This window comes from Desulfotruncus arcticus DSM 17038, from assembly GCF_900113335.1.
In the GTDB taxonomy this organism is placed as follows: domain Bacteria; phylum Bacillota; class Desulfotomaculia; order Desulfotomaculales; family Desulfallaceae; genus Desulfotruncus; species Desulfotruncus arcticus.
Window position 1 is genome coordinate 362757 of the sequence record NZ_FOOX01000003.1, and the last position, 25279, is coordinate 388035.

20 protein-coding genes, 2 pseudogenes and 1 riboswitch are annotated in these 25279 nt (G+C 50.5%); of the genes and pseudogenes, 20 read left to right on the top strand and 2 right to left on the bottom strand.

Annotated elements, in window-relative coordinates; all coding sequences use genetic code 11:
* Window positions 1–78 precede the first annotated feature (78 nt).
* A pseudogene (locus tag BM056_RS27595) lies at window positions 79–414 on the bottom strand (aldehyde dehydrogenase family protein); the annotation flags it as partial.
* A 190-nt stretch (window positions 415–604) separates the two neighbouring features.
* Here BM056_RS27595 and BM056_RS06460 point away from each other — a divergent pair.
* A complete protein-coding gene (locus BM056_RS06460; RefSeq protein WP_092469873.1) occupies window positions 605–2422 on the top strand; it encodes a sigma-54-dependent Fis family transcriptional regulator in 1818 nt (605 codons plus the stop codon).
* 869 nt (window positions 2423–3291) lie between these two features.
* Window positions 3292–4452, top strand: coding sequence for an iron-containing alcohol dehydrogenase (locus BM056_RS06465; RefSeq protein ID WP_092469875.1), 1161 nt, complete (start codon window positions 3292–3294; stop codon window positions 4450–4452).
* 58 nt (window positions 4453–4510) lie between these two features.
* Here BM056_RS06465 and BM056_RS06470 read toward each other — a convergent pair whose 3' ends face one another.
* The gene (locus BM056_RS06470; protein WP_131820736.1) at window positions 4511–4888 is read right to left on the bottom strand and encodes a hypothetical protein; all 378 of its coding nucleotides are present in this window, start codon (window positions 4886–4888) and stop codon (window positions 4511–4513) included.
* A 774-nt stretch (window positions 4889–5662) separates the two neighbouring features.
* Here BM056_RS06470 and BM056_RS06475 point away from each other — a divergent pair.
* The 18 genes and pseudogenes from BM056_RS06475 to BM056_RS06560 form a co-directional block, all read left to right on the top strand.
* Window positions 5663–5974 carry a hypothetical protein gene (locus BM056_RS06475; RefSeq protein ID WP_092469879.1) on the top strand — a complete coding sequence of 104 codons (312 nt, stop codon included), beginning with the start codon at window positions 5663–5665 and terminating at the stop codon, window positions 5972–5974.
* A gap of 342 nt (window positions 5975–6316) precedes the next feature.
* Window positions 6317–6434, top strand: a riboswitch (molybdenum cofactor riboswitch).
* 193 nt (window positions 6435–6627) lie between these two features.
* Complete coding sequence (locus BM056_RS06480) at window positions 6628–7653, top strand: molybdopterin-binding protein (RefSeq protein WP_092469881.1); 1026 nt, start codon at window positions 6628–6630, stop codon at window positions 7651–7653.
* A 37-nt stretch (window positions 7654–7690) separates the two neighbouring features.
* On the top strand, window positions 7691–10468 hold the full coding sequence (locus BM056_RS06485) for a molybdopterin-dependent aldehyde oxidoreductase (RefSeq protein WP_092469883.1): 2778 nt from the start codon (window positions 7691–7693) through the stop codon (window positions 10466–10468).
* Window positions 10469–10657: 189 nt separating this feature from the next.
* Window positions 10658–12991 (top strand): pyridine nucleotide-disulfide oxidoreductase/dicluster-binding protein, encoded by a 2334-nt coding sequence (locus tag BM056_RS06490; RefSeq protein WP_092469885.1) that lies wholly within the window; start codon window positions 10658–10660, stop codon window positions 12989–12991.
* A 13-nt stretch (window positions 12992–13004) separates the two neighbouring features.
* Complete coding sequence (locus BM056_RS06495; RefSeq protein WP_092469887.1) at window positions 13005–13214, top strand: DVU_1557 family redox protein; 210 nt, start codon at window positions 13005–13007, stop codon at window positions 13212–13214.
* The gene (gene trsM, locus BM056_RS06500) at window positions 13215–13976 is read left to right on the top strand and encodes a DVU_1556 family methyltransferase (protein WP_092469889.1); all 762 of its coding nucleotides are present in this window, start codon (window positions 13215–13217) and stop codon (window positions 13974–13976) included.
* A gap of 18 nt (window positions 13977–13994) precedes the next feature.
* A complete protein-coding gene (locus BM056_RS06505; protein ID WP_092469891.1) occupies window positions 13995–14438 on the top strand; it encodes a DVU_1555 family C-GCAxxG-C-C protein in 444 nt (147 codons plus the stop codon).
* Window positions 14439–14503: 65 nt separating this feature from the next.
* Window positions 14504–15892: a radical SAM (seleno)protein TrsS gene (trsS, locus tag BM056_RS06510; protein ID WP_207648151.1), complete on the top strand. Its 1389-nt coding sequence runs from the start codon at window positions 14504–14506 to the stop codon at window positions 15890–15892.
* 244 nt (window positions 15893–16136) lie between these two features.
* A complete protein-coding gene (locus tag BM056_RS06515; protein ID WP_092469895.1) occupies window positions 16137–17495 on the top strand; it encodes a DVU_1553 family AMP-dependent CoA ligase in 1359 nt (452 codons plus the stop codon).
* Window positions 17496–17501: 6 nt separating this feature from the next.
* Window positions 17502–18551 carry an XdhC family aldehyde oxidoreductase maturation factor gene (locus BM056_RS06520; protein ID WP_092469897.1) on the top strand — a complete coding sequence of 350 codons (1050 nt, stop codon included), beginning with the start codon at window positions 17502–17504 and terminating at the stop codon, window positions 18549–18551.
* Window positions 18548–19702 (top strand): DVU_1551 family NTP transferase, encoded by a 1155-nt coding sequence (locus tag BM056_RS06525; RefSeq protein WP_092469899.1) that lies wholly within the window; start codon window positions 18548–18550, stop codon window positions 19700–19702. Before BM056_RS06520 ends, BM056_RS06525 begins: the two co-directional genes overlap by 4 nt.
* Window positions 19657–20313, top strand: coding sequence for an alpha-ribazole phosphatase (gene cobC, locus BM056_RS06530; protein WP_238456330.1), 657 nt, complete (start codon window positions 19657–19659; stop codon window positions 20311–20313). The genes BM056_RS06525 and cobC overlap by 46 nt, the downstream gene beginning before the upstream one ends.
* A gap of 70 nt (window positions 20314–20383) precedes the next feature.
* A complete protein-coding gene (locus tag BM056_RS06535; RefSeq protein ID WP_092469903.1) occupies window positions 20384–20929 on the top strand; it encodes a Uma2 family endonuclease in 546 nt (181 codons plus the stop codon).
* 167 nt (window positions 20930–21096) lie between these two features.
* Window positions 21097–21540, top strand: a complete 444-nt coding sequence (gene hutP / locus BM056_RS06540) for a histidine utilization transcription antiterminator HutP (protein WP_092469905.1) — start codon at window positions 21097–21099, stop codon at window positions 21538–21540.
* 254 nt (window positions 21541–21794) lie between these two features.
* Entirely contained in the window at window positions 21795–23078 is a 1284-nt protein-coding gene (hutI, locus tag BM056_RS06545; protein ID WP_092469907.1) for an imidazolonepropionase, read from the top strand.
* Window positions 23071–23970 (top strand): glutamate formimidoyltransferase, encoded by a 900-nt coding sequence (gene ftcD / locus BM056_RS06550; protein WP_092469908.1) that lies wholly within the window; start codon window positions 23071–23073, stop codon window positions 23968–23970. The genes hutI and ftcD overlap by 8 nt, the downstream gene beginning before the upstream one ends.
* Before the next feature lie 6 nt (window positions 23971–23976).
* On the top strand, window positions 23977–24618 hold the full coding sequence (locus BM056_RS06555) for a cyclodeaminase/cyclohydrolase family protein (protein WP_092469910.1): 642 nt from the start codon (window positions 23977–23979) through the stop codon (window positions 24616–24618).
* An 80-nt stretch (window positions 24619–24698) separates the two neighbouring features.
* Window positions 24699–25279, top strand: a pseudogene (locus tag BM056_RS06560) (urocanate hydratase); the annotation flags it as partial.

Here is a 25279-nt window from a genome sequence, read left to right on the forward strand (position 1 = left end):
CTGAGAGGATCGGGGTGCTGTATTTTTTGCCGCACCCCGGTTTTTTTTGTTCCAGGTTAATACCGGATGCTGTCCTACTGTAGAGCCTTGACTTACTAATAAATTAAAAATGCCTTCAGGCACTCCCTGCTCTTTAATAACTTTATCAACGATTTTCTGTACGGCTATTGCAGTCAACGGGGTAACGCTGGAGGGTTTCCAAATCATTGCGTCACCGGCGACAGCGGCAATTAGAGCGTTCCAGGACCACACCGCGACCGGAAGATTAAAAGCTGTGATTATTCCAACAGGGCCCAGTGGCTGCCATTGCTCATACAACCGGTGTTTTTCCCTCTCGCTGGCTATGGTCAACCCGTATAATTGCCTGGTGCTTTCTACAGTTACTCTTTGAAAGAGAAGTCTTAATAGTAACATATGTTATTTTGTCCAAATTAAAATCTTACCAGAAATAGCTGAAATTTCAGTCAGCTCAAAAAAGATTTTTAATCAATACGTCAAATATTTTTAAATATTTTTTATAATTCCTTTTTATGTTTTGTTTATTATGATATTAGCCAGAAGCTTTTTCTTTGCAGATTTCTAATTACTGGGAAAGGAAGATATTATGAATAACGCCGTGTGGAAAAACTTTATAAACGGCAATGAGGAAAATGTTATTAAACAACTTAGCCCCCCAATTTATCTTTCCTGGAAACGATGCAGAGATCGGCAGATAAACCACCAACAAATTAGTAATTACGATATTTTACCATCTAATCGGTTTAATGAGCTTCTTCAGGCCCATGAAGATTTTGTGCGTATAAGCAAGATAGTTTTGCAATACATTATTAATTTCCTTAAGGACTCAGAGCACCTGGTGCTGGTAAGTGATAAAGATGGTGTTATACTCATAACTATGGGTGACCCGACTTTTTTAAATAAAGTGCAAAAAATCTCTCTTTCATCAGGTTCCAACTGGCGGGAAGACATAAAGGGAACAAGTACTGTGGGAACTATTTTATTTGAAAAGTCCCCCATCGTTATTCCAGGATGGCAACATTATGTCCAGCCGATTCAGTTTTTAAATTGCTGGGGTGCTCCCATCTTTTACCCGGATAAAACTATTGCCGGGGTCTTAGACATATCCAGCGCTTCGTTCCAGAATAGCGATCAAATGTTGACCCTGGCCATAATGGGGGCAAGGATGATCGAGCAAAATTTACTAATAAACGACTTTGAAAGAAAGTATTGTAACAACCAACAAAGTAAAAGAGCAGTTGAAGATATAATATCGACCGGCATAGCCTCACTTAATGAAAATGGATTTATCATTGACGTAAACAAGGCCGAAGCTTTAAAACTGGGATATGATAGTAAGGATATGATTGGTAAACATTTTTCAGAAGTTATTGCCGGCAGGATTACGCCGATCCTCAAAAAAATTGAGTCTAATAATAGCGGGACTGAAAAATGGGTATATGAAAGCGGTTGGATTGGTCGCAGCCCGCAAACCCGTGCAATATTAAAATTAGCAATCAAGGCTTCCAGAACCGACTCAACAATATTTATTCAAGGAGAAAGTGGTACCGGCAAAGAAAATATCGCTCGTATTATTCATAATCAGAGTGCTCGCCGGAATAAGCCCTTCATAGCCATAAACTGTGCGGCCATTCCCAGCACTCTTATCGAAAGTGAATTATTCGGTTATGCAGAGGGCGCCTTTAGCGGAGCCCGGCGTGGCGGCCAGGCAGGTAAATTCGAGCTGGCCCATGGAGGCACCATATTTCTAGACGAAATTGGGGACATGCCCTTTTCTGTCCAATCAGTATTGCTGCGGGTCTTGCAGACCCGGGAGGTATACCGTATTGGTGAAGGAAAAGCACGGCCGGTGGATGTTCGGGTGATAGCAGCCACTAATCGAAATTGTTCGGAAATGGTTGAAAAAAAACAATTCCGATTAGATTTGTACTACCGACTTAAGGTAATTTGTATCGAAATAAGCCCACTTCGGGAGCGGCTTGAGGATATTTACGACCTTGTGCCTTATTTTTTAGATAAATTCCGTTACACCTTTAAAAAACAAGAGGTTCAAATCAACGAAGACATTTACAAATATTTTTTAAGCTATCACTGGCCAGGGAATGTTCGGGAATTGGAAAATAGTATTGAAAGCATGGTTGCTCTGACAGACGGGCCAATGATAACCTATGAATTACTGCCAAAGGAGTTAAAGAATACAGAAATAATGCAAGCTGCAACAAGTAGAGAAACTCTAACACTGCATACAGAAAAGACAGAACGCGCTACCATTCTAAATGCACTGGAACAAACCAAGTGGAATGCTTCGGGAGCAGCAAGGTTACTGGGTATCGGCCGTGCCACGTTACATAGAAAACTAAATAAATATAATATAGTACGGCCTGTAGATACGGGTTTTAGGTGATCTATTGGGGTACCGCCAACATTTCCGACAAAACCCCCGTTAATGAGTAGTGCCGACGTTCTTGGAATGCCTGGCATCGGCATATGCTTTTTGTGTTCATACCCATCTCTTTCTCGCCGAGATATGATTAAGGTTTAAAAAAACTCCTCTCCTCACTATGCCGCAAGCCTATCGTCTAGTTGGAGCAGCTTTAACCCAAGATCCCGAGAAGATGCGTAAAGCACTGTCAGAATTAATGTATCATATGAGACGTAATTTCATTGCTTACCGGTCTCATCGTAGAACAAAGATGAAACTCTTGAATACCGGATAATTTTCAACAAGAATTACGCTGTAAACTAGCATTGGTTGCTAATACATATTCGTCAAATGTTCCTAATTTCCTTTAATAATTGATTCCATGCCCTTAAAAATCTGTTAAGGTTCATTACCACCTCAGCCGACTTACCATTTAATCTTCAACTTTTACTATTTTATTTGCATAATTTCTCCATCCCGTATTTCATAATTTTCATGGTTTAAAATCATTTGGATTAAATTTGTTTTCCTATACCATTACCACCGGTCAGTTGGTTTTTGTTGTACTGCATCAAAGATGAAACACATTGTTGATACAGGTGTTTTGCAGACGATGCAATGAAGATCATGTATATCAAAAGAACCCCCTAAAAAAGGAACATTATAGTGAAAATCTTATACTGAAATCTTATACTGTAGGATTTCCCAACCTAATTATTTATCACGTTTAAATACAGATTGAGTAAGAAAAATTCAGTTTTTAAAATGTTTCACAGAACCCCCTTACCTATCTAGTTGGCACCAAAATTGCACTTAGTAAATTATACCAAATTTAAAAAGGAGGTTTGCTAATGAAAACTTTTAGAGTACCAAAGAACATTGTCTTCGGGTGGGGGGCATTAGATTATCTAAAACAAGTAGATGGCAGCAAAGCATTTATTGTTTCAGACAAAACCATGGATGAAGTTGGAATAGTTAATAAAGTTAAAGATTATCTTCAAGAGGCTGGTCTTGAAACACAAACTTTCGTGGATGTTGAGCCTGATCCTTCTCGGGAGACAGTCGCAGCAGGCGTTAAACTGATGCACGCTTTTGGCCCCGACTGGATTATATCATTGGGTGGGGGCTCCTCAATGGATGCCGCTAAAGCTATGTGGGTATTTTACGAATACCCGGATATCAGTTGGGAGAAAGCTTTTGCAGAAACACCCAAGCTCAGAAATAAGGCCCGCTTTATTGCCATCGCCACAACCAGCGGTACGGGCTCGGAAGTTACCTGTGCCGCCGTAATAACCAACCGTAACGCCAATCCTGCTGTTAAGGATGTCATAGCCAGCAACGAAATAACACCGGATATTGCCATAACCGACCCTGAACTGGCTGCAAGTATGTCGCCCCGGGTGACTGCCGCCACAGGCATGGATGTTTTAACCCACGCCATTGAGTCTTACACATCTATAGCTGCCACAGAAATCGACCGGGCACTTGCCATAAGGGCCATCCAAATGGTTTTTAGAAGCCTTCCCAAAGCCTATGCCGATGGTCGTAACCAAATAGCCAGGGAGGATATGCACACTGCCTCACTTATGGCAGGTATGGCCTTCACTAATTCCTTCCTGGGCATTGTACACTCCGTGGCCCACCAACTGGGGTCACAGTTTGGAGTTCCACACGGGGATGCCAACTCTTTAATGCTGCCTTATGGCATTAAATTTAACTCCATTGCCGTGTCAGATAAATATATGGAAATAGCTAACGCACTTAATTTAAAATTTGACGGTGAGAAAGATGCAGTTGATAAGTTAATTGAAGCCATTTTCCAGCTGCAAAAAGATATAGGCCAGCCGCAAACCATTCAAGGCAGAGGAATTGGTGAAGAGGAATTTAACACTAAATTAAACGATTTAGCCCAAAGTGCCATTAATGACATTTGCGTTTTCTGTAATCCCCGGGTGCCCAGCTTACAGGATATGAAAGACCTTTACATTAAAGCATTTAATGGGAACCTGTAGTGTTGACGGTAAGGCCTAAAACGGGAGGTGAAACCAATATTGAGCAAAATATTACGCATTAATACCAAAAGTTCTGAATATCACAGTTGGTTTCAGTGTTCTTCTTACCGCGCACATTGAGATCAATAAACGGCTCAATATTCTGGTGAAGTAACAGATCATAAATAGGTCCGGCATCATGGGCGGCATCAAGCAGGAACTTATCCACCATGCCCAAGTTAAAACGTTGCGAGAACTCAACCGAACTGACGACAAAACTAACTGCATCGTGTCGGGAAGCAGGGTGCAGGCGGGGATACAACGGCAAATCATAATGACTGTTGGCGTCAGTCAGCATATACAGGTGGTAGCCGTTTAAAATAACGTTCACGTGCACTATCCCAGCCGGTATTACAGTCAGGCTGGGAATAGAAACGGGGATGGTTGCATTTCGCAAGACCTTGGGCGTGACAATCACAACACAGTTTACTGCGGGGATAGGCTGCGGTGATGACAGGAGTGCCGGTCACTGGCGATACTAAACGCGCCTATATCCCCGAGTAAACCGAGCCTGGCTGATACCGCAAGAAATTGAGATTGGAAGAAATGGAACAGGCGATCCATTGGTAAATTTTTATGCGTATCCAAATGACGCAGCATCCATTTGGGTAAGCGCTTAATACGGCCAGGCGTAGTGGTAGGAGCTTTTTCACCTTTCTTTCCCTTCTTGGGTTTACGTTTACGTTTCTGCTTACTGGGTTTAAAGTTCTAAACAATCAAGAAGTATCAGAGTTGCAAAGTAAAGATACTGCAAAGTTAAAACGTACGTCAAGAATAGAGTTGGTAGAGGATATACTTAGGGCGGCAGGCAGACCTCTGCATATATCCTAAATCATTGATATTGCCAAAAGAGATTTTTAAGTTGATTTGGAACGTAACTCCGTTGTCTCTGCTTTGGTCAAGAAAGTTAAATCGGAACAAATATTTGTTCGAACTGCCCCCAACACTTTTTCGTTAAGAAATGGACTTCGGCTATGATCCAGGAAGTAAGCAATCTTCTGCTGGAGTTCCGCTCGTGTTTTAACCGGCATGCATCGTTTTCCTGGTTTGTGATCACGGTCATTGGATTTATAGTACGTAATGATGGTTACGGAGTTACCTCAATGATTCGCTGGCTCGGCATAAAGCCTTCCTTCTACGCTACTTACCTGAACTTTTTCAGAGCATCCTCGTGGAAATTGAAACGGATTCAGCGGCGCTGGTTGCAGATGTACAATCACAATGCCCGGCGATTACTATTGGTGACGCCTTCCTGCTTATCGGCGACGGAATTAAAATAGCCAAGAAAGCAGAAAGGATGCCGGGGGTTAAAAAGCTACACCAGGAATCCGACAATTCTTCCAAACCGCCCTACATCTTTCGTCATCATTTCGGAGTCCTTGGCCTATTGGTGGGTTGTACAAAAAAGATGTTTTGTGTACCGCTGATTTGTGTCTTGACCTTCTTTGGAAGCCAATTAAGGGCAAGGTTCGCTTTAATTTAGTTATGGATGGGACAGAGCGAATTATCCTGATGTGTTCCAATTTAATAAAGGAATTATTTAATGATGGAAAATTTATAAAAAAATATTTAATTGTCCACAATAAGGTTATAACTAGAAGGAATTTATAGCTGCATGCGCCAATAAGCATCTGTATATTTTTGTTCCATTTAGGGGCAACTGTTCTAAAACGGGGCATTAGTATGGGCAAAATTCGAACATATTAGATAGCTTAAGTCACATTATTTTATTGACAATAAATACTGTTTTACTATCTCTGTTAACATTACACGTTTTGTTAGAAGATTAGCATATATCTTGCTATATATTATTGATGAACAATATACATGTGTATTACTCCGAGTTGGTTTATCTAAGGCAAAACTATGATGACCCAGCCGATAGGGTGTGATGGGAAACTGTCACGCCTCCCAGTGTGGAAAGGAGTACAGTATGTAACTTGGTCTTAGAGGATCGGGGTGCTGTATTTTTTACCGCACCCCGGTTTTTTTTTGTTCCAGGTTAATACCAGAACTAATTTAAAAGTTAGCGGAGCCACGGGGACGATGGAACCGTCCCCATGGCGTAAAGCACTAATGTAAGGCGCATTTAATGAGCTCATTTAACGCACCTTGATTGAGAAAGGGGCTGGAAGCATGAAGGCTGTACCGGTTCAGGAAGCGGTGGGGATGGTGCTTTGCCACGACCTAACACAGATTATACCGGGCCAAGTTAAAAAACCTTTATTTAAAAAGGGGCATGTTGTCATGCCGGAGGACATTCCCCGGCTGCTGGATATTGGCAAGGAACACCTTTACGTTTGGGAAATGCGTGAAGGAATCCTGCACGAAAATGAGGCAGCCATACGCATGGCCAGTGCGGCTGCCGGTCATGGTCTCATCTTAACGGAACCCTGTGAGGGGAAGGTGAACATTGTAGCTGCAGAGGACGGTCTGCTGAAAATAAATAAAGAGGTTTTGTTTTCGATTAACGATCAGGAACAGGTAATGTTCGCTACCTTGCATTCGAATCAGCTGGTAAAAAAGAACAAAGTTGTGGCCGGAACACGCAGCATTCCATTGGTTATAGATGAAAAAATTGTGATAAACGTTGAAAACATGTGCCGTGAGTATTATCCCCTGCTACAAATAAAACCCCTCAAGACCATGCGGGTCGGGCTGGTTACCACCGGCAGCGAAGTTTACCACGGGCGTATCAAGGACAAGTTTGGGCCGGTGGTGGCAGGTAAACTGGTGGAATGGGGCAGTGAAGTAGCGAGGCAAATTCTGGTTTCCGACAGTATAGAGATGATTGTGGCTGCAATTAAAGAACTTATTGGAGAGGGGGTAGATATGATCATGGTTACCGGCGGCATGTCGGTCGATCCCGATGATGTAACTCCGGCGGGTGTGGTTGCAGCCGGGGGGCGGATTGTCAGCTACGGGGCGCCCATTTTACCGGGAGCCATGTTTATGATGGCTTACATTGACGAACTGCCTGTGATGGGCTTGCCCGGGTGTGTGATGTACCACAGAAACAGTGTTTTTGACCTAATAGCACCGCGGGTTTTGGCCGGTGAGAAAATAACGCGTAGGGATATTGCTGCTCTGGGCTATGGCGGGCTTTGCTCCAACTGCCGTGAATGCCGTTTCCCGGATTGCAGCTTCGGTAAAGGCAATTAAATTTAAAATAAACATTTAATCTAAAGGAGATGAACGAATGATTAAGAAAAAAGTCAACATTAATGGCGCCAATGTAACTCTGGTTGTCGACCCGGAAACCAAACTGGTGGATGTCCTCCGCGGGCAGCTGCACCTGACCGGTACCAAGGTCGGTTGCGGCAAGGCCCAGTGTGGTGCCTGCTCGGTCATTATGAACGGTAAGGTTACCTTATCTTGCGCCACCAAAATGAAAAAGGTTCCCGACGATGCCATCATCACCACCATTGAAGGCGTCGGCACCCCCACCAACCTGCACGCCCTGCAGTTGTCCTGGGTTAAACACGGCGCCGCCCAGTGCGGCTTTTGCGCCTCCGGCTTTATTGTCTCCGCCAAGGCACTGCTGGACGAAAATCTCAATCCCACCAGGGAAGAAGTGCGTGACTGGTTCCAAAAACATAAGAATGTGTGCCGCTGCACGGGGTACAAGCCCATCGTGGACGCGGTGATGGACGCCGCCCGACTGATGCGCGGCGAAATCACCGTGGAGGACCTGAGCTTTAAAATGCCGGCCGACGGGAAAATCCTGGGCACAGACTACCCGCGTCCTTCGGCTGTGGGCAAGGTTACCGGCACCATTGATTACGGCGCTGACCTCGGCCTCAAAATGCCGCCCGGCACTTTGCAGCTCAAGCTGGTTCAGGCCCAGGTATCCCACGCCAAGATTCTGTCTATAGATACGACTGAAGCTGAAAAAATGCCCGGCGTTTATAAAGTTGTCACCCACAAGGACGTCAAGGGCAAAAACCGCGTCAACGGTTTGAACTTCCCGAGCAACAAGGGGGACAGCTATGACCGTCCGATCCTGTGCGATGAAAAGGTCTTCCAGTTCGGTGACGCCATAGCCATTGTTTGCGCCGATACGGAAGCACACGCTCAGGCCGCGGTGGAAAAAGTCAATTTCGAATTGGAAGTGCTGCCGGCTTACATGAGCGCTCCGGCCGCCATGGCCCCCGACGCCATCGAGATTCACCCCGGCACTCCCAACGTTTATTACAAGCAGCCGATTGAAAAAGGCGAAGACACCGCGCCGCTGATGGAAAAAGCGGATGTTGTAGTGTCCATGGAAGATTTATTTGTCGGCCGCCAGCCTCACCTGCCCATTGAGCCGGACGTGGCCGCGGCTTACTATGATGAAAACGACAACCTGCAAATTATGTCCAAGAGTATCGGTCTGGACCTGCATGCTTTAATGATTGCTGAAGGACTTGGCCTGGAGGCCGGCAAAAACCTGTTTCTGTCCCAGTTCCCGGGCATAGGCGGCACCTTCGGCTACAAGTTCAGCCCCACCATTGAAGCGCTGGTGGGCGCCGCGACTATGGCCACCGGCAAGCCCTGCTTCTTGAACTTCGATTACTACCAGCAGATTATATACACCGGCAAACGGTCGCCGTTCTTTATGGACCTGAAGTACGGCGCCAATAAGGACGGCAAGATTATAGCCATGGAAAGCAACTGGGCGGTGGACCACGGCCCCTACTCCGAGTTCGGTGACCTGCTGACCTTGCGGGGCGCCCAGTTCATTGGCGCGGGCTACAGCATTCCCAATATCAAGGGCGCCGGCTACACGGTCTGCACCAACCACGGCTGGGGCTCCGCCTTTCGGGGTTACGGCTCGCCCCAGAGCTTATTTGCTTCTGAAACGCTGATGGACGTTCTGGCTGAGAAACTGAATATGGACCCGCTGGAGCTGCGTTACATTAACGCCTACCGCCCCGGCGACACTAACCCCTCCGGCCACGAGCCCGAGGTATACTCCATGACCGATATGATTGAAGCGATCCGGCCCAAGTACCAGGCTGCCCTGGAACAGGCCAAAAAACTCTCCACGCCTGAGAAAAAGCGCGGTGTCGGTTTGTCCGTCGGCGTTTACGGCTGCGGCCTGGACGGCGTGGACGGCGCTGAAGTGTGGGTGGAACTGCTGGCCGACGGCAGGATCCAGGTGAGCACCAACTGGCAGGACCACGGCCAGGGCGCGGACATGGGTCTCTTGGCCACCTCCCATGAAGTCTTGCGCAAGATGGGCATCAAGCCGGAGCAAATTAAGCTGGTCATGAACGACATGAACCTGGCCCCGGCCGGTGGCCCGGCCGGCGGCAGCCGCTCCCAGGTGGTTGTCGGCAACGCTGCGGTGAACGGCTGTGAGCAGCTGGTGGAGGCACTGAAGAAGGCCGACGGGACCTATATGACCTATGACGAGGCAGTGGCCGCCAATATACCGCTTAAATATGAAGGCAAATGGAGCACAGCTGCGGATAACTGCACCGCCTGCGATGAAAAAGGCCAGGGCAAACCCTTTGCCGTTTACATGTACGGCGTTTTCCTGGCGGAAGTGGAAGTCGATACCAAGACCGGTAAAACCAGGGTGGTCAAGATGACTCTGGCTGCCGACGTCGGAGAAGTTATCAACCAGACTGTGCTCGACGGGCAAATTTACGGCGGCTTGGCCCAGGGTATCGGCCTGGCGCTGACCGAAGATTTCGAAGACCTGAAAAAGCACACCAGCATGAAAGCCTGCGGTATCCCGTACATCAAGGATGTTCCGGATGATCTGGAGATCATCTATGTAAACAAATCCCGTAAGATGGGACCGCACGGCGCCGCCGGCGTGGGAGAACTGCCCCTGACTTCGCCGCATGCCGCTATCGGCAACGCCATTTACAACGCCTGCGGCGTGCGCATCACCCAGCTCCCGGCCCTGCCGGAGAAAGTGCTGGCCGGATTGCAGGGGAAAGAAATCCCGGTGGTCAAACGGCCCGTTAAAAACCCTGCTTTCTAGGAATTAAAAGGTTGTAGCTTTATTAGATTAATTTTGATAGATTAATATTGTACTGAAGTGGATTTTGCCTAAAACGAACGTTTTGGCGGCTGGCTAATAGTGGTTGGTGGTAACCACAAACCATCTACCGTCAAAATGTTCGTTTTAGGTTACTTTTGTTTTATCAAACATAGAAATGGGTGGGGTAATATGGATCATCGACGAATAGTTGAATTTGAAGAAAAATGTACCCAGGAGCACCCCCCGGCCTGTTCTACGGCCTGTCCCGTTCATGTGGACGTTAGAAGTTTCGTGGCGGCAATGCAGGCCGGTAAGTTTAACGATGCCTTCAATATTTACAGGAAAAACGTTCCCTTCCCCGGAATCATCGGCCGTATCTGCGACCATCCCTGCCAGGCCGCCTGCAAACGGGGTGAGGCGGGGGACGCCATCTCCATCGCCGCCCTGGAGCAATCCTGTGTGCGGCTGAGTTCCTCCCCGCCAGTCCCGCTTACCGCCCCGCCTAAAAAAGACCGGCGGGTGGCCGTGGTCGGCGGGGGGCTGAGTGGCTTGACGGCAGCCTTTAGCCTGGCCGGGAAAGGTTATCCCGTGGTTGTTTTCGAGGCCACAGATCGCCTGGGAGGCAGCCTTTGGGAAATATCGGAGGAGGTTTTGCCGAGGGAAATTATCGCGGCGGAAACCGCTGTGCTGAATGACCTGGACGTGGAAATCAGGTTTAACACCGCTGTGGGGCAGGCGCTTTCCCTTCCGGATTTATGCCGGGAATTTGCCGCCGTTTACCTTGGCACCGGTAAAAATTCCACGGATGCTACGAATTCTATCGACCTGCAGTTGGATCAAGAAGGGCGGATTTGGATTGACCCGGTTACTTTTGCCACCGGCCGGGAAGGTGTTTTTGCCGGGGGCGGGCTGCGCCATGCTCCGGCGTATTCTCCCATCGGGTCTCTTTCCGACGGCAGGCGGGCCGCCATATCCATCGACCGCTACCTGCAGCAGGTTTCACTGACCGCTGTCCGGGAGAACGAGGGGCCTTACCAAACTCGGCTTTTTACCAGCACGCGGGGGGTAGAGCCGCTGCCTGCCGTTGCGGCAGGTGATCCCGTGCAAGGTTTCACCCGGGAGGAAGCCATCCGGGAGGCCGGACGCTGCCTCCAGTGCCAGTGCCTGGAGTGCGTCAAGGCCTGCACCTACCTGGACCACTTTAAAAGCTACCCTAAACAATATGTCCGCCAGATCAATCATAACTTGAAAATGATCATGGGACGGCACGAGGCCAACACTTTGATTAATTCCTGCAGTCTGTGCGGCCTCTGCCAGGAAGTTTGCCCGGAAAGCTTCCACATGGGAGAGCTGTGCCTGGAGGCCCGCCGGGAAATGGTCAAAAAAGGAAAGATGCCGCCTTCCGCCCATGATTTCCCCATTCGCGACATGGATTTCAGCAACAGCGAGCTGTGCGTGATGACCCGCCACCAGCCGGGGCACGAGACCAGCAGCCATCTTTTCTTTCCGGGTTGCCAGTTGACCGCTTCCGCGCCCGATAATGTGGTCAAGGCTTATGCTTATTTAACGGAGAAGGTTGCCGGCGGGGTCGGCCTGATGCTGCGGTGCTGCGGCGCCCCGGCGGAATGGTCCGGGCGAACCGAGCTGTTCCAGGCGGGTTTGCGGGAGATTATCGACCAGTGGCAAGAAATGGGCAGGCCGCGCCTGATTCTGGCCTGCTCGACCTGCTACCAGATGTTTAAAAAATACCTGCCCGAGATTGAACTGGTATCTCTTTGGGAATTATACGACCAGCTGGGGCTGCCCGGGGCCGGCAGGCCTCAAACGTTACTGCCGGTTGCCGTGCATGATGCCTGCACCACCAGGCATGAGCGGCAGATTCACACCAGTGTCCGGAGTATATTGCACAAGCTGGGCTGCGCAATTGAAGAATTGCCCACCAGCCGCGAGACAACGGAATGCTGCGGGTACGGAGGGATGGTGCAGTTTGCCAACCGGAAGCTGGCAGATGACATGATCAGACGGCGCATCAGCGAAAGTCCCGCCGACTATGTTGCCTACTGCGCCATGTGCCGGGACAATTTTGCCGCCAGGGGCAAAAAAACCTACCATCTCCTGGATTTGATTTATGGCAAGGCAGACAACGCTTCAGTGGCAAAAAAAGGGCCTGGTTACTCCCAGAGGCGTGAAAACAGAGCCAGGCTTAAAAATAAACTGATCAAAGATGTTTGGGGTGATCAGGTGGAAGAAGCAAAAGAAACTTATGCAACAATCAAATTGCGTATTCCTAATGAAGTGAGCGAGGTTATGGAGGAACGTCTGATCCTGCTGGAAGATATCCAGAAAGTGATTGAACATGCCGAACAGACAGGCAATAAAGTCATCAACCGCAATAACGGTCACATTCTGGCCTATCACAGGCCGGTAAGCGTTACTTACTGGGTGGAATACACTCCGCAGGGGGACGGTTTTGTTGTCCACAATGCTTATTCGCACCGGATGGTAGTAGAAGGTAATAATTAAGGATGTGAAAAGGATGGCCGGCAAAGATACGCCAGCAGCAAATGTTTTCGAATGTTCTAAATGCGGCATTCCAATGGAGCCGGGCAAGGCTACGGTCTCTTATCTGGGCAGCAGCTTTCCGGTTCAACTGTTAAAGTGCAAAAAGTGCGGGCTGGTTTTGATTACAGAAGATTTGGCCCTGGGCAAAATGCTGGAAGTGGAAAAAGCCTTGGAGGACAAGTAAATGGCGCCGGGGACACGGTTTGATATTAACGCCCGGACATCGGAGGTGTGCCGGGTTTACGAGCAGGGCGCTGTCCGCGGCCCCACCGGCGATGTGCTCAGACCGGGCGGCATGAAACTGACGGAGCGGGCTTTGCACCGCTGCGGCCTGGCGGGCCGGGCCAAAATATTGGATGTGGGCTGCGGCGCCGGTATGACGGTGGAATACCTGGTTAATCGCGGTTATGACGCGGTGGGGGTGGACCCTTCGGAGGTGCTGCTGGCCGCCGGCAGGCGGAGAAACCCGTCACTGGCCCTGGTCGGGGGGCGGGGGGAAGCATTGCCTTTTGCCGATGGGGCAATGGATGGTATCTTTGCCGAGTGCACGTTATCTTTAATGGATGATGTAGACCGCGCCCTGGGTGAAATGCACCGGGTACTACGACAGGACGGGTGGCTGGTGATTAGCGATGTTTACCTGCGCAATCCGGCCGGGGCGGCCGGATTGCGCCTGCTGCCGCTGCATTGCTGCTTCACGGGCGCCCTGACCCGGGAGGCCCTGTGGGAAAAACTAAAGGACCGGGGCTTTACGCCGGTTCTTTGGGAAGACCACACTCCGCAGCTGAAGGAATTTACGGCCCGGCTGATCTGGGAGCATGGTTCCCTGGCCGCCTTCTGGGGCTGCGTAACCGCGGGGCAAGTTCAATCGGCCGGGGTGAGCGAGGCGGTTGCTGCCGCCAGGCCGGGCTACTGCCTGGTGCTGGCTCAAAGTGCCGTCCCCTAATTTGGAAAGGAGTTTGCCATGAACGACAGTGTTTTTCGCATGTTTGAGCTGGCCCAGCAAGGATTTTCCTGTGCTCAAGTGCTGATGTTGATGGGTTTGGAAGCGCAGGGCCAAACCAACCCGGAGCTGGTCAGGGCCATGAACGGTCTGGCCGGGGGGCTGGGCTTTTCCGGCAAGACCTGCGGTGCCCTGGTGGGCGGGGTTTGTTTGCTCGGGCTGTACGCCGGCCGCGGCAAACCCGGCGAGAAGGAACATGACCGGTTCGAATCTATGGTTAACGAACTGGTGGAGTGGTTTGGCGAGCACATGCAGGGAAACTTTGAATGTGCACAGATTTTGGGCGATGATCTGGAACATAAACAAGTATCAGTCAAATGCGGCAATATTGTTGCGGCCACTTATGATAAAATACAGGAAATTTTAGAAGCCAACGGGATTGATCCGGCAGGTGGGCGCGAATGAACGATATCTGTAAATGCGGAGCCTCCATTGGGGGAGCCCCTGAAACAACTGCCGGGGAAGTAGTTATGGTCACCGAAAGCATTTGCCCCCGGTGTCTTGGTAGAATCCCGGCCTGGCGGGTAAAGCGGGGAAACGATGTTTTCCTGGTCAAGGACTGCCCGGAGCACGGTCATTTTGAAACGGTTGTCTGGCGCGGTCAGCCTGCGTATGAATCCTGGGTCCGGCCCAAAATACCGTCACAGCCGCCGGTTTGTTTTACCGGTATCGATAAAGGATGCCCCTTTGACTGCGGCCTTTGCGAAGCGCACCGCCAGCACACCTGTACCGCTCTGCTGGAAATTACACAGCGCTGCAATCTGCAATGCAGCTTTTGTTTTGCCGGGGCGGGCGGCAGCCAATTGCCCGATCCTGATTTTCAGGTAATCAAGGGTTGGTATGAAAAAATATTGGCGGCGGGCGGACCGTTTAATATCCAGCTGTCAGGCGGCGAGCCCACGCTCAGGGACGATTTGCCGGAGATAATCGCGCTGGGCGTCTCGCTGGGGTTTAAATTTATCCAGATTAATACCAATGGCTTGCGGCTGGCGCGCGACCCGAATTTTGTGGTTAAGCTGAAGGAAGCCGGGCTGGCTTCCGCATTTATGCAATTTGACGGCGTTACTGATGAAGTTCATGCCGCGCTGCGGGGGCGCCCGCTGCTTGAAGAGAAGATCAAGGCCATTGAACAATGCGCCGCCGACGATATCGGGGTGGTGCTGGTGCCAACGCTGGTGCCGGGGGTAAATGACCAGCAGATAGGTGAAATTATTAAATTTGCCGTGGAACATGCGCCGGCTGTGCGCGGGGTGCATTTTCAGCCGGTAAGCTACTTCGGCCGCTATCCCGGTGTGCCCGCGGACAAGGACAGAATAACGATACCGGAGATTATCAATGCCATTGAAATGCAGACCCGGGGGCTGGTCAAGGCGCATAATTTCGAGCCCCCGGGCTGTGAAAACGCTTTTTGCTCCTTCCACGGCAATTTCGTGCTGATGCAGGATGGCAGCCTGTCTCCCTGGACCAAGCATGATCCCGCCCAATGCTCTTGCAAACCCCAGATAGCCGCTCTGGGCGCTGCCAAGACCCGGGATTTTGTGGCCCGTCACTGGGCCAAACCGGCTGAGGCCTGCTCCTGTAGCGCGGCTCCGGCTGAAACCACGCCCGGCTGGGAGGAGTTGGACAATTTTCTGGCCCGCCTGCGCACCCATACTTTCACCATTTCCGGCATGGCCTTTCAGGATGCCTGGAATTTAGACCTGGAGCGCCTGCGCGATTGCTGTATTCATGTGATCAGTCCCGAAGGGATGCTGATCCCCTTTTGCGCCTATAACCTGACGGATCAAAGGGGACGCTCTTTATACAGACCCCATGCCGCTGTCGCGGCACCATTAGAGGATGAAAAAAAGACACCGTAGGGAAGGTGATCCGGTGGCTTTCCGGAGTAAGCGGAGCACTGGATGCGGACAATAGCCCGTCAAATCCCCAAAGCTTGACCCCGTAAGGGCGTAAAGCAACGTCAGGGTGTCTGTTGCAAGCGTTATATATAAGTAAATCACGAACTACAAGGAAAATTGCGCAGCGCACGGAGGGAACCACCGGAGCGCCAGATATAAGTAACGTGAAAACTTTTTTCAGGAAAAGAACAGGGAGGCAATAGCATTGCGCATTACTCCGCTGGAGGACTGGGTCAAACAAAAAATAAGGGGTAAAGATACTGGTCGGGGTGACGGACAGACCAGGCTTAGCAGGGAAGAAATAAAAAAATACCAACTGGCCAAATTAAAGGAAACCTTCTCCTGGGCCCGCAGCAGGAGCGCCTTTTATCGCAAGCATTTGCAGGATGTGGAAATACAATCACTTAATGACCTGGGCAGAGTGCCGTTTACCACCGCCGGGGACCTGCGGCGGCAGGGCGCGCGGTTTGTATGTGTATCACAAAGTGAAATCAGCCGGGTGGTTACCCTGCAAAGCTCCGGTACCAGCGGTGAGCCAAAGCGTATTTTTTTTACCGGCGGTGAACAGGAACTTATTATAGACTTTTTTGCCCATGGCATGAGCACCCTGGTGGGTGCGGGCGACCGGGTGCTGATTCTCCTGCCCGGACGGAGCCCCGGCAGTGTCGGCGATTTGTTGTCTGCGGCGCTGCAAAGGCTGGGGGCGGCAAGCATTACGCATGGGCCGGTACTTGATGCGCCGGCCACTTTGCGCTTGATTTTTGAGCAAAAAGTTACCGCCATAGTAGGCGCGCCAACCCAGGTGCTGGCCCTGGCCCGCTGCTGCGGGGACAGTAATTTTAGCGATCAGCGGCCTCCGGCTAGAAACGTATTATTAACCACCGACCATGTGCCGGACGCTATCAAAGAAACGCTCCGGAATACCTGGGGCTGCCGGGTTTTCAACCATTACGGCATGACCGAGATGGGCTTGGGCGGAGGCGTGGAATGTGAGGCTGTGGCCGGGTATCATCTGCGGGAGGCGGATTTGTACTTTGAAATCATCAATCCGGTTACCGGTGCACCCGCGCCGGAAGGTGAGGCGGGGGAAGTGGTGTTTACCACCCTGACCCGGCGGGGAATGCCGTTGATAAGATACAGGACCGGCGATCTGGCCAGGTTTATCCCCGAACCCTGCCCGTGCGGAACGGTGCTGGCCAGGATGACCCCGGTGCGGGAACGGCTGCAGGGCAGGATAATGCTGGGGCACGGAGAATACCTGTCCATGGCGGATCTGGATGAAGCTCTTTTCGCGCTGCCGGGCCTGTTGGATTTCCGGGCGGTCATAGGACCGGGAAACCTGCTGCAGTTGGAAATCAAAACGAATCGAATGGTTTCGCCGCCGGATGCGTTGAAAGCGGCCAGACGTGTAGTTGAATACAGCGGAGTTGTCAGGCGAGTGCGGCGGAAAAAAATTGAATTTAACCTGAATGTGCTGGAATGGCAGGGTGATTATTTGACCGGAACTGCCAAAAGGACGATTATCGATAAGCGAGAACCGGCTTTAAGCCAATCGGGAGTGTGATAATAGATGATTAAGATTTATCAGGATATTTTACGTTTGCTGGAACAGGGCGAAAGTTTTGTTTTGGCCACTATTCTTGCCAATTACGGTTCAACTCCGCGCACGGCCGGATCTAAAATGATTGTTCGCAGGGACGGCTCCATAATCGGCACAATTGGCGGCGGTCTTGTGGAAGCCAGGGTTATTGAAATGGCTCCCCAGGTTATGAAAACACAAAATGCGCTGGTCAGGGAGTTTAACCTGAATAGTGAGATAGCCGGTCAAATGGACATGATTTGCGGCGGTCATCTCAAGGTGCTGCTGGATTATATCAGCGCTGAAGAAGCTATTTTGCACGATATTTACCGTGCACTGGGCGACGCCGTGGCAGCAAGGCGAAAGGCCGTGCTGGTCAGCCCCGTGCCTGATGGAGACGCTGCCGCTTTCGCCGGCCGGCAGTGCCTGGTGGTGGAAGGTGGGCGAAGGGCGGCTACTTTTATACTTGAGCCTGCCGTGCTGGATGAACTGCTGCGTGCGGCCAATAGCCGCTATCCGCAGGTTGTGGTGGCGGGTGGGCGCAGTTATCTGGTGGAACAAATCAGCGATTACGGCACGGTCTATATTTTCGGCGCCGGTCACGTATCACTTCAGGTGGCCAGATTGGCTAAAACGGTAGATTTCGTTACGGTGGTGCTTGACGACAGGGCCGAGTTTGCCAACAAAGCACGTTTTCCTCTGGCTGACAGGGTTGAGGTGCTGCCGTCTTTTGATCAAGAGCTTGCAGAACTTGGCGTTGACGAGGACAGTTATGTGGTTATTGTCACCCGCGGCCACGCCCATGATAAAACGGTTTTAGCCCGGGCGTTGCGCGCAAAAGCTTGCTATATTGGCATGATCGGCAGTAAAAGGAAAAGGGACACCATCTACGAAGCTTTGGAGAACGAAGGTTTCAGCCGCTCAGAACTGGCCCGGGTGCACAGCCCCATCGGCTTGTCCATCAACGCTGAAACCCCGGAAGAGATTGCCGTGAGCATTATGGCGGAACTGATTAAAGTCAGGGCGGAACATGTGCAATGAGCGGCCTGGCTGCGCTGGTACCGGCGGCAGGCTATTCCTCCCGCATGAACGTGTTTAAGCCGCTTTTGCCGCTGGGGGAGACCACGGTGATTGCCAGAACTGTTAACACATTTTTTACCGCCGGTTTACGCCGGGTGCTGGTGGTGGTTGGCCACCGGGCCGGTGATCTGCGGCCTGCGCTGACGGAACTTAAGGTGCAGGAGGTGTTTAACGCCGGATACGCTCAGGGCATGTTTTCTTCCATACAAGCCGGCGTAAACAGTCTTCCGCCCCAGGTGGAAGCTTTCTTGCTGCTGCCCGCTGATTACCCCCTGGTTAGGCCGCAAACCATCAAATTATTGATCGATGCCCGGCAAAAGAGCCGGGCGGGGATTATTTACCCCTGTTTTGAGGGTGAGCGGGGCCATCCGCCTGTTATTTCATCCGGATATAAAGACGAAATCTTAAACTATTCAGCGGGTGGCGGCTTGCGGCAGATTCTTGCCCGGCACGAGGATGATGCCCTTAATGTTGAGGTGCCCGACCGGGGAGTTGTATTGGATATGGATACACCTGAAGATTACCGCAACTTGTTGCAGCGGGCAGCTTCCATTGATCTGCCGGACAGGCTGGAATGCGAGGCTGTTTTGCGTCTGGCCGGCACTCCGCCCGGGGTGATTGTTCATAGCCGGGCCGTGGCGGCGCTGGCTTGTGGGTTGGCTTCAGAGCTGAATCAGTTCGGGTATGCTCTGCAGCTGGAAATGATTGCCGCAGCGGGATTGCTGCATGACGTGGCAAAGGGCTTGCCGGGCCATGCCGCGGCGGGAGCGGAACTGATCACCAACATGGGGTTTTCCGGGGTGGCCCGAATTATAGCCTGCCACATGGGGGATGGTTTGGAGCCCGGCGCCGGGATTGGTGAAAAAGAGCTGGTTTACCTGGCGGACAAGCTTTTGCGCGGCGATAAGCCGGTTACCCTGACGGAGAGATTTAGCCGTTCGATGCAGTGTTTTGCCGGCGAGCCTGAAATTCAACAAGCGGTGCGGGCGCGCCGGAGCCTTGCTGAATCGATCAAGCAGCGGGTGGAACAGGAGTTGGGCGTTCAATTGGACCAATGGCTTGAAGAGTGGCGGCAGAGAGGGGAAAAAGAGAGTGGGTGCGGGATTACATGATGATTTATCTGGTGCGGCACGGTGAAATTGATACCGGCAAAAGCAAACGTTACATCGGGCAGGTTGACTTGCCGCTGACAAGCACCGGGATAGAGCAAACCATGAAACTGAGGGACCGGCTGGCCGGGGTCAAACTGGCAGGGATATACTGCAGTGATCTGAACCGGTCATTTATTACAGCAAAAATAATCGCCCTGGCGCACCAGATTTCCCCTGTGGCGAGCGTTGATTTGCGGGAAATTAGCCTGGGTGAATGGGAAGGGCGCAGTTTTGAGGAAATACGCCGGAATTTTCCTGTTGAATTTGCCAGGCGCGGTGCGAACCTGGCCGGGTACGTTCCAACGGGCGGTGAAAGTTTCGCCGATTTTAGCGATCGGATTATGGCGGCGTTTAATCGTTTGGTGGCCGGGACTGACGGGGATTTGCTTTTTGTCGGTCATGCCGGGGTTAACCGCGCTATTATCAGTCATCTGCTGGGTATGCCGCTAAATAACATCTTTCAAATTTGCCAGGATTACGCCTGCCTCAATATCCTTTGCCGTGACCTGTGCCGGGACAAGGAACGTTACCGTTTGAAACTGCTGAACAGCACAGAGCACCTTGAGTTTTAATAGTTAGCTATTTAGGTTATAATGTGATTAGGCTGGCTTTAGAAGAAAAGTAAAAAGGAGACTTGGTGATATGCAAGAAACTCCTAACAAGCTATATACTTATGAAGATTACTTGAAAATCAATGACGACAATCAATATGAGCTAATCGGGGGTGAGTTGATATTGGTTCCATCTCCCAAAACCGGCCATCAGCGGATAAGCGGTAGATTATATAAAATCTTGGCCAATTTTATTGACAAAAATGATTTGGGGGAGTTATTATACGCGCCCACTGATGTCGTGCTAAGTGAAACAGAAAAACCACAGCCCGATATACTTTTTATTTCTGCCAGCCGTTTGGATATTATTGCCGAAGATAACATCAAAGGCGCGCCGGATTTAGTGATAGAAATACTGTCACCGTCCACTACCAGCCGGGACAGAGTGGGGAAAAGTAAGATGTATTATACCCACGGTGTTAAAGAATTCTGGATTGTTGACCCGGATGCCAAAGTTATAGAGGTTTTTTCCCCCGGAGAGAAAAACTGGAATCTCGTTGAAGCGTATGGTCAAGATGGGGTTTTAACATCCTCGTTGCTGCTGGGGTTACAAATTAACTTAGTAAATATTTTTTAAGCAAGAAAACCAGGATTTTAAGCTTATGTGTAGAATTATTTGTGCTAGGATTTAATAGACTATGAACATGATAAAGAGCAATAACTTGCCTAAAGTTACTAGATAAAAGGGGGCAAGCTCAATTTTGAGTTTGTCTTTTTTGTTTGAGAAAAGGGGAGGCTTGTGAGATGAACGGATCAATGAAGCTCGGTAAAATCGCCTCTTTACTGGCATTAAGTTCTGCGGAAGATGAAAAAGAAATATATCAAATTGGTGCTGATCTTGGTTATAAATTATATAAAGGTAAAGTCGGCTCTATGGATTCAACTAAAATATTTGCCGCCGTGGAAACCGCTGCTAAAAAAGAAGGTCTGGTAAAAGCTCTTTATCGGGAAGAACACGCCATCTACCACTCTGTTCTTGAAGCCTATAACGCTATCTGCCGGGGGCAGCTTGGTCTGGGTAATGTTTTAAGAAGTGTCGGACTTGTGTTCAGCATTGTCCGGGGGCCCAGAATACCGGGTGATTACGAGGACGGGGAATGGATAGCAGTCGCCTTGTACGGAAATATGGGGGCTCCCATCAAAGGTTTTGAACATGAAGTCATCGGCTTGGGTATCAATCCGGTTTAACCAAAACTTTTTGTGTAAGGCTACCTATTTTTATAAGCTTTCACATTACTTTTAACTGGCGCTCCGGTGGTTCCCTCCGCATGCTTGATACTCATTGCAATAATTTAGATTACGTGATAAAATTTATAAAAATTAATATGCTATAGCTGTTAAATAAGCTACTCAGAGAAATTAGGTATGAGGGAGTAGAGGCGAGAGTGTTAATTCTTGCGCTACTCCTTTTTATTTTTTAGGTCTGAAGGGATGTGCTTTATATGAGTGGGAAAAAAGCGGATTTGCTTGTTCGCCACGCCGGTCAATTAGTAACAGTGGCGGGGCATTCCGTGCACCCCAAACGCGGCCAGGAACTGACGGAAATAGGAATCATCAGTGACGGCGCGGTGGCTGTTAGTGATGGAGTGATTATTGCAATAGGGCCAACAGCCGAAGTGGAAGAGCAGCTTGAAATTGATGATTCCTGCAAAATCATAAATGCCGACGGCAAGGTGGTTTTACCGGGGCTGGTTGATCCTCATACTCACCTGGTGTTTGCCGGGTCCAGGGAGCACGAGTTGGAAATGAAGATTGCCGGGATGGGGTACCTGGAGATACTGGCCCGGGGTGGCGGTATTCTTGATACCGTTAGGGCCACCAGGGCTGCCGGTCGTGAGGAACTGGTTCAAGCCGGCAGGAAATACCTTGATCAAATGCTGGCTCAGGGAACAACTACCGCCGAGGCCAAGAGCGGTTATGGCTTAACGGTGGAGGATGAAATAAAGACACTTAAAGCAATTCAGGAATTAAACACTACCCACCCTGTTGATCTGGTGGCGACTTTCCTGGGTGCTCACGCCATACCTGCCGAATACAAAGGTGAACCTGACGGGTTTGTGCGTCTGGTTATGGCTGAAATGTTGCCCCGGGTGGCCCGGGAGGGATTGGCTGAATTCTGTGATGTTTTTTGCGAGGAAGGAGTTTTCTCGGTGGAACAGACCCGGCAGATCCTGCTGGAGGCACGCAAGCTGGGGCTGAAGTTAAAAATACATGCCGACGAAATTGTGTCTCTAGGTGGTGCAGAGCTTGCCGTGGAACTGAAAGCAACATCTGCCGATCACTTGATGGAGGCATCGGATAAGAGTATCAGGCTGCTGGGGCAATCTAAAACAGTTGCCGTACTTCTGCCGGCTACTACTTTTTGCTTAATGGGCAAAAAATATGCCCCGGCCCGCGCAATGATCGATAGCGGAGTAGCTGTAGCCCTGGCCAGTGACTTTAACCCCGGAAGCAGCCCGGTTAATTCAATGCAAATTGTTATGGGTATTGCTTGCCGTCAATTGAAAATGAATCCGGCCGAAGTAATTTCGGCGGTCACTATCAACTCTGCCCATGCCATCGGCCGAGCTGCGGAGGTAGGCAGTCTGGAAAAAGGTAAAAAGGCCGACCTGGTAGTGTTTGACGCTCCCGATTACCGGTATTTAATGTATCGTTTTGGCACAAACCTGGTTGAAACTGTAGTTAAAGCAGGTCAAGTTGTTATAGGAGGTAAATGCAATGGCTAAACTGGTGGAATGCGTACCGAATTTCAGTGAAGGCCGCCGCCCTGAGGTAGTGGCCCAAATACTTGATACAATCAAGGGCGTGGAAGGTGTCAGAGTACTTGACGCATCAACGGATGCCAGCCACAACCGGGCGGTGGTCACCTTTCTGGGGGAGCCCGGTCCGGTCAAAAACGCAGCCTTTCTGGCGGCCGCCAGGGCTGCGGAATTAATCAATATGGAGGAGCATCAAGGGGCGCACCCGCGTATCGGGGCCACTGATGTGATTCCCTTTATTCCCATCGGAGAATCAACCATGGAGGAATGTGTGGAACTGGCTCGGGAACTGGGCCGGGAAATTGGGTATAAACTAGGTATTCCCGTTTATCTGTATGAGGCTGCGTCAACCCGCCCGGAACGGAAAAACCTGTCCGCGGTGCGCAAGGGAGAATATGAAGGACTAAAAACAGCAATAACCCGGCCTGAGCGGCAGCCCGACTTCGGCCCGCCGCACCTGCACCCGACCGCCGGCGCCACTGCCGTTGGGGCCCGCCCGCCCCTGGTGGCGTATAACATTAACCTCGGCACTGCAGACGTGGCCATAGCCAAGGCTATTGCCAAATCAATCCGGGGCAGCAGCGGAGGGTACCCGAGCATTAAAGCGCTGGGAGTGATGCTGGAAGACCGTCAGGTCGCCCAGGTTACGATTAATGTATGCAACTACAAGGAAGTATCCCTGCACCGGGTATTTGAAACCGTTAAAACTGAAGCCGCCCGTTACGGAGTAAATGTGATCGGCAGTGAAATTGTCGGTCTTTTGCCCATGGAAGCGCTGCTTGACGCAGCGGATTTTTACCTGCGCCTGGAGGGCTTTAGTCTTAACCAGGTGTTGGAAAAACGACTGCTGGATCAATAAGAAAGGATGACTTGGCAAATGTTGATGGAGATGACCGTAAAAGGCTTTTTAGCTGAACTGGCCTCAAAATCCCCCGCCCCCGGTGGCGGCAGCGTTTCCGCCCTGGCCGGTTCACTGGCTGCAGCGCTGGTTGCCATGGTGGCGCGGCTGACCGGGACCGAAGGAGATAACGAAGGCATGCGGGGAATACAGGGGCAGGCCGGTGACCTTATGGAAAAACTAAACCGGCATGTGGATGAGGATACCGCAGCTTTTAGCCTGGTAATGCAGGCTTACCGGCTGCCCAAACAAACAGAGGCTGAAAAAGAGCAAAGGGCTGCGGCAATTCAAGAAGCACTGAAAGGTGCAGCCAACCACCCGCTGATGGTAGCCGAAGAATGCCTGCAGGTTTTAGTATTGTGTATGGAGGTTGTGGCTATAGGCAACCCCAATGCGCTGAGCGACGCCGGAGTGGCCTCACTTATGGCCTACAGCGGCATAACCGGCGCCATGTTTAATGTTGCGATAAATCTGGAAGGGATCAAGGACCCTGTCTTTGCACAGCAGGCAAAGGCGGAGAGGGACAGAATAATGTCCGAAGCGAGCCACCTTTATGCCGGTATCCAGACCCTGGTGCAGAAAAAATTAATTTACATGGTTGAATGGTAGCCGTATTTTTTCAGGAGGTGTGTATATTCCTGAGTAAAGTTGATCGAGGCAAATTAATTAAACGATGGGAGAGATAGCAAATGCTGAGCAACAAGGATATAGCGGGGGCCATGACGGTGAAGCTGGATAATGTTCTCCCCACAATGCCCGAATTCGTTGCAGGCATCAGAAGAGCCCCTGACAGGGGTTTTCGCCTGACACCTGAACAAACCAAAGTAGCCTTAAAAAACGCATTGCGTTACGTGCCGGAAGAACTGCATGAACAACTGGCGCCGGAATTTCTAAATGAGCTGCTGACCAGAGGCAGGGTCTACGCCTACCGCTTTCGCCCGGAAGGCCGTATCTATGCCCGGCCGATAGATGAATATAAAGGAAACTGCCCCGAAGGGAAAGCCTTTCAGGTAATGATTGACAATAACCTGGACTTCGAAGTGGCTCTTTATCCCTATGAGCTGGTGACTTACGGTGAGACCGGCAGCGTCTGCCAGAACTGGCTGCAGTACAGGTTAATTAAAAAATATCTTGAGACAATGACCGACCACCAGACACTGGTGATGCAATCCGGCCATCCTGTAGGCCTTTTCCCGTCCAAGCCGGAAGCCCCCAGAGTAATTATTACCAACGCCCTGATGGTGGGAATGTTTGACAACCAGGAGGACTG

What these genes read in the sequence shown, in the direction of transcription:
- BM056_RS06460 (WP_092469873.1), top strand. Translation starts at nt 605, where the DNA reads ATGAATAACGCCGTGTGGAAAAACTTTATAAACGGCAATGAGGAAAAT.
- BM056_RS06465 (WP_092469875.1), top strand. Translation starts at nt 3,292, where the DNA reads ATGAAAACTTTTAGAGTACCAAAGAACATTGTCTTCGGGTGGGGGGCA.
- BM056_RS06480 (WP_092469881.1), top strand. Translation starts at nt 6,628, where the DNA reads ATGAAGGCTGTACCGGTTCAGGAAGCGGTGGGGATGGTGCTTTGCCAC.
- BM056_RS06485 (WP_092469883.1), top strand. Translation starts at nt 7,691, where the DNA reads ATGATTAAGAAAAAAGTCAACATTAATGGCGCCAATGTAACTCTGGTT.
- BM056_RS06490 (WP_092469885.1), top strand. Translation starts at nt 10,658, where the DNA reads ATGGATCATCGACGAATAGTTGAATTTGAAGAAAAATGTACCCAGGAG.
- BM056_RS06495 (WP_092469887.1), top strand. Translation starts at nt 13,005, where the DNA reads ATGGCCGGCAAAGATACGCCAGCAGCAAATGTTTTCGAATGTTCTAAA.
- trsM (WP_092469889.1), top strand. Translation starts at nt 13,215, where the DNA reads ATGGCGCCGGGGACACGGTTTGATATTAACGCCCGGACATCGGAGGTG.
- BM056_RS06505 (WP_092469891.1), top strand. Translation starts at nt 13,995, where the DNA reads ATGAACGACAGTGTTTTTCGCATGTTTGAGCTGGCCCAGCAAGGATTT.
- trsS (WP_207648151.1), top strand. Translation starts at nt 14,504, where the DNA reads ATGGTCACCGAAAGCATTTGCCCCCGGTGTCTTGGTAGAATCCCGGCC.
- BM056_RS06520 (WP_092469897.1), top strand. Translation starts at nt 17,502, where the DNA reads ATGATTAAGATTTATCAGGATATTTTACGTTTGCTGGAACAGGGCGAA.
- BM056_RS06525 (WP_092469899.1), top strand. Translation starts at nt 18,548, where the DNA reads ATGAGCGGCCTGGCTGCGCTGGTACCGGCGGCAGGCTATTCCTCCCGC.
- BM056_RS06535 (WP_092469903.1), top strand. Translation starts at nt 20,384, where the DNA reads ATGCAAGAAACTCCTAACAAGCTATATACTTATGAAGATTACTTGAAA.
- hutP (WP_092469905.1), top strand. Translation starts at nt 21,097, where the DNA reads ATGAACGGATCAATGAAGCTCGGTAAAATCGCCTCTTTACTGGCATTA.
- hutI (WP_092469907.1), top strand. Translation starts at nt 21,795, where the DNA reads ATGAGTGGGAAAAAAGCGGATTTGCTTGTTCGCCACGCCGGTCAATTA.
- ftcD (WP_092469908.1), top strand. Translation starts at nt 23,071, where the DNA reads ATGGCTAAACTGGTGGAATGCGTACCGAATTTCAGTGAAGGCCGCCGC.
- BM056_RS06555 (WP_092469910.1), top strand. Translation starts at nt 23,977, where the DNA reads ATGACTTGGCAAATGTTGATGGAGATGACCGTAAAAGGCTTTTTAGCT.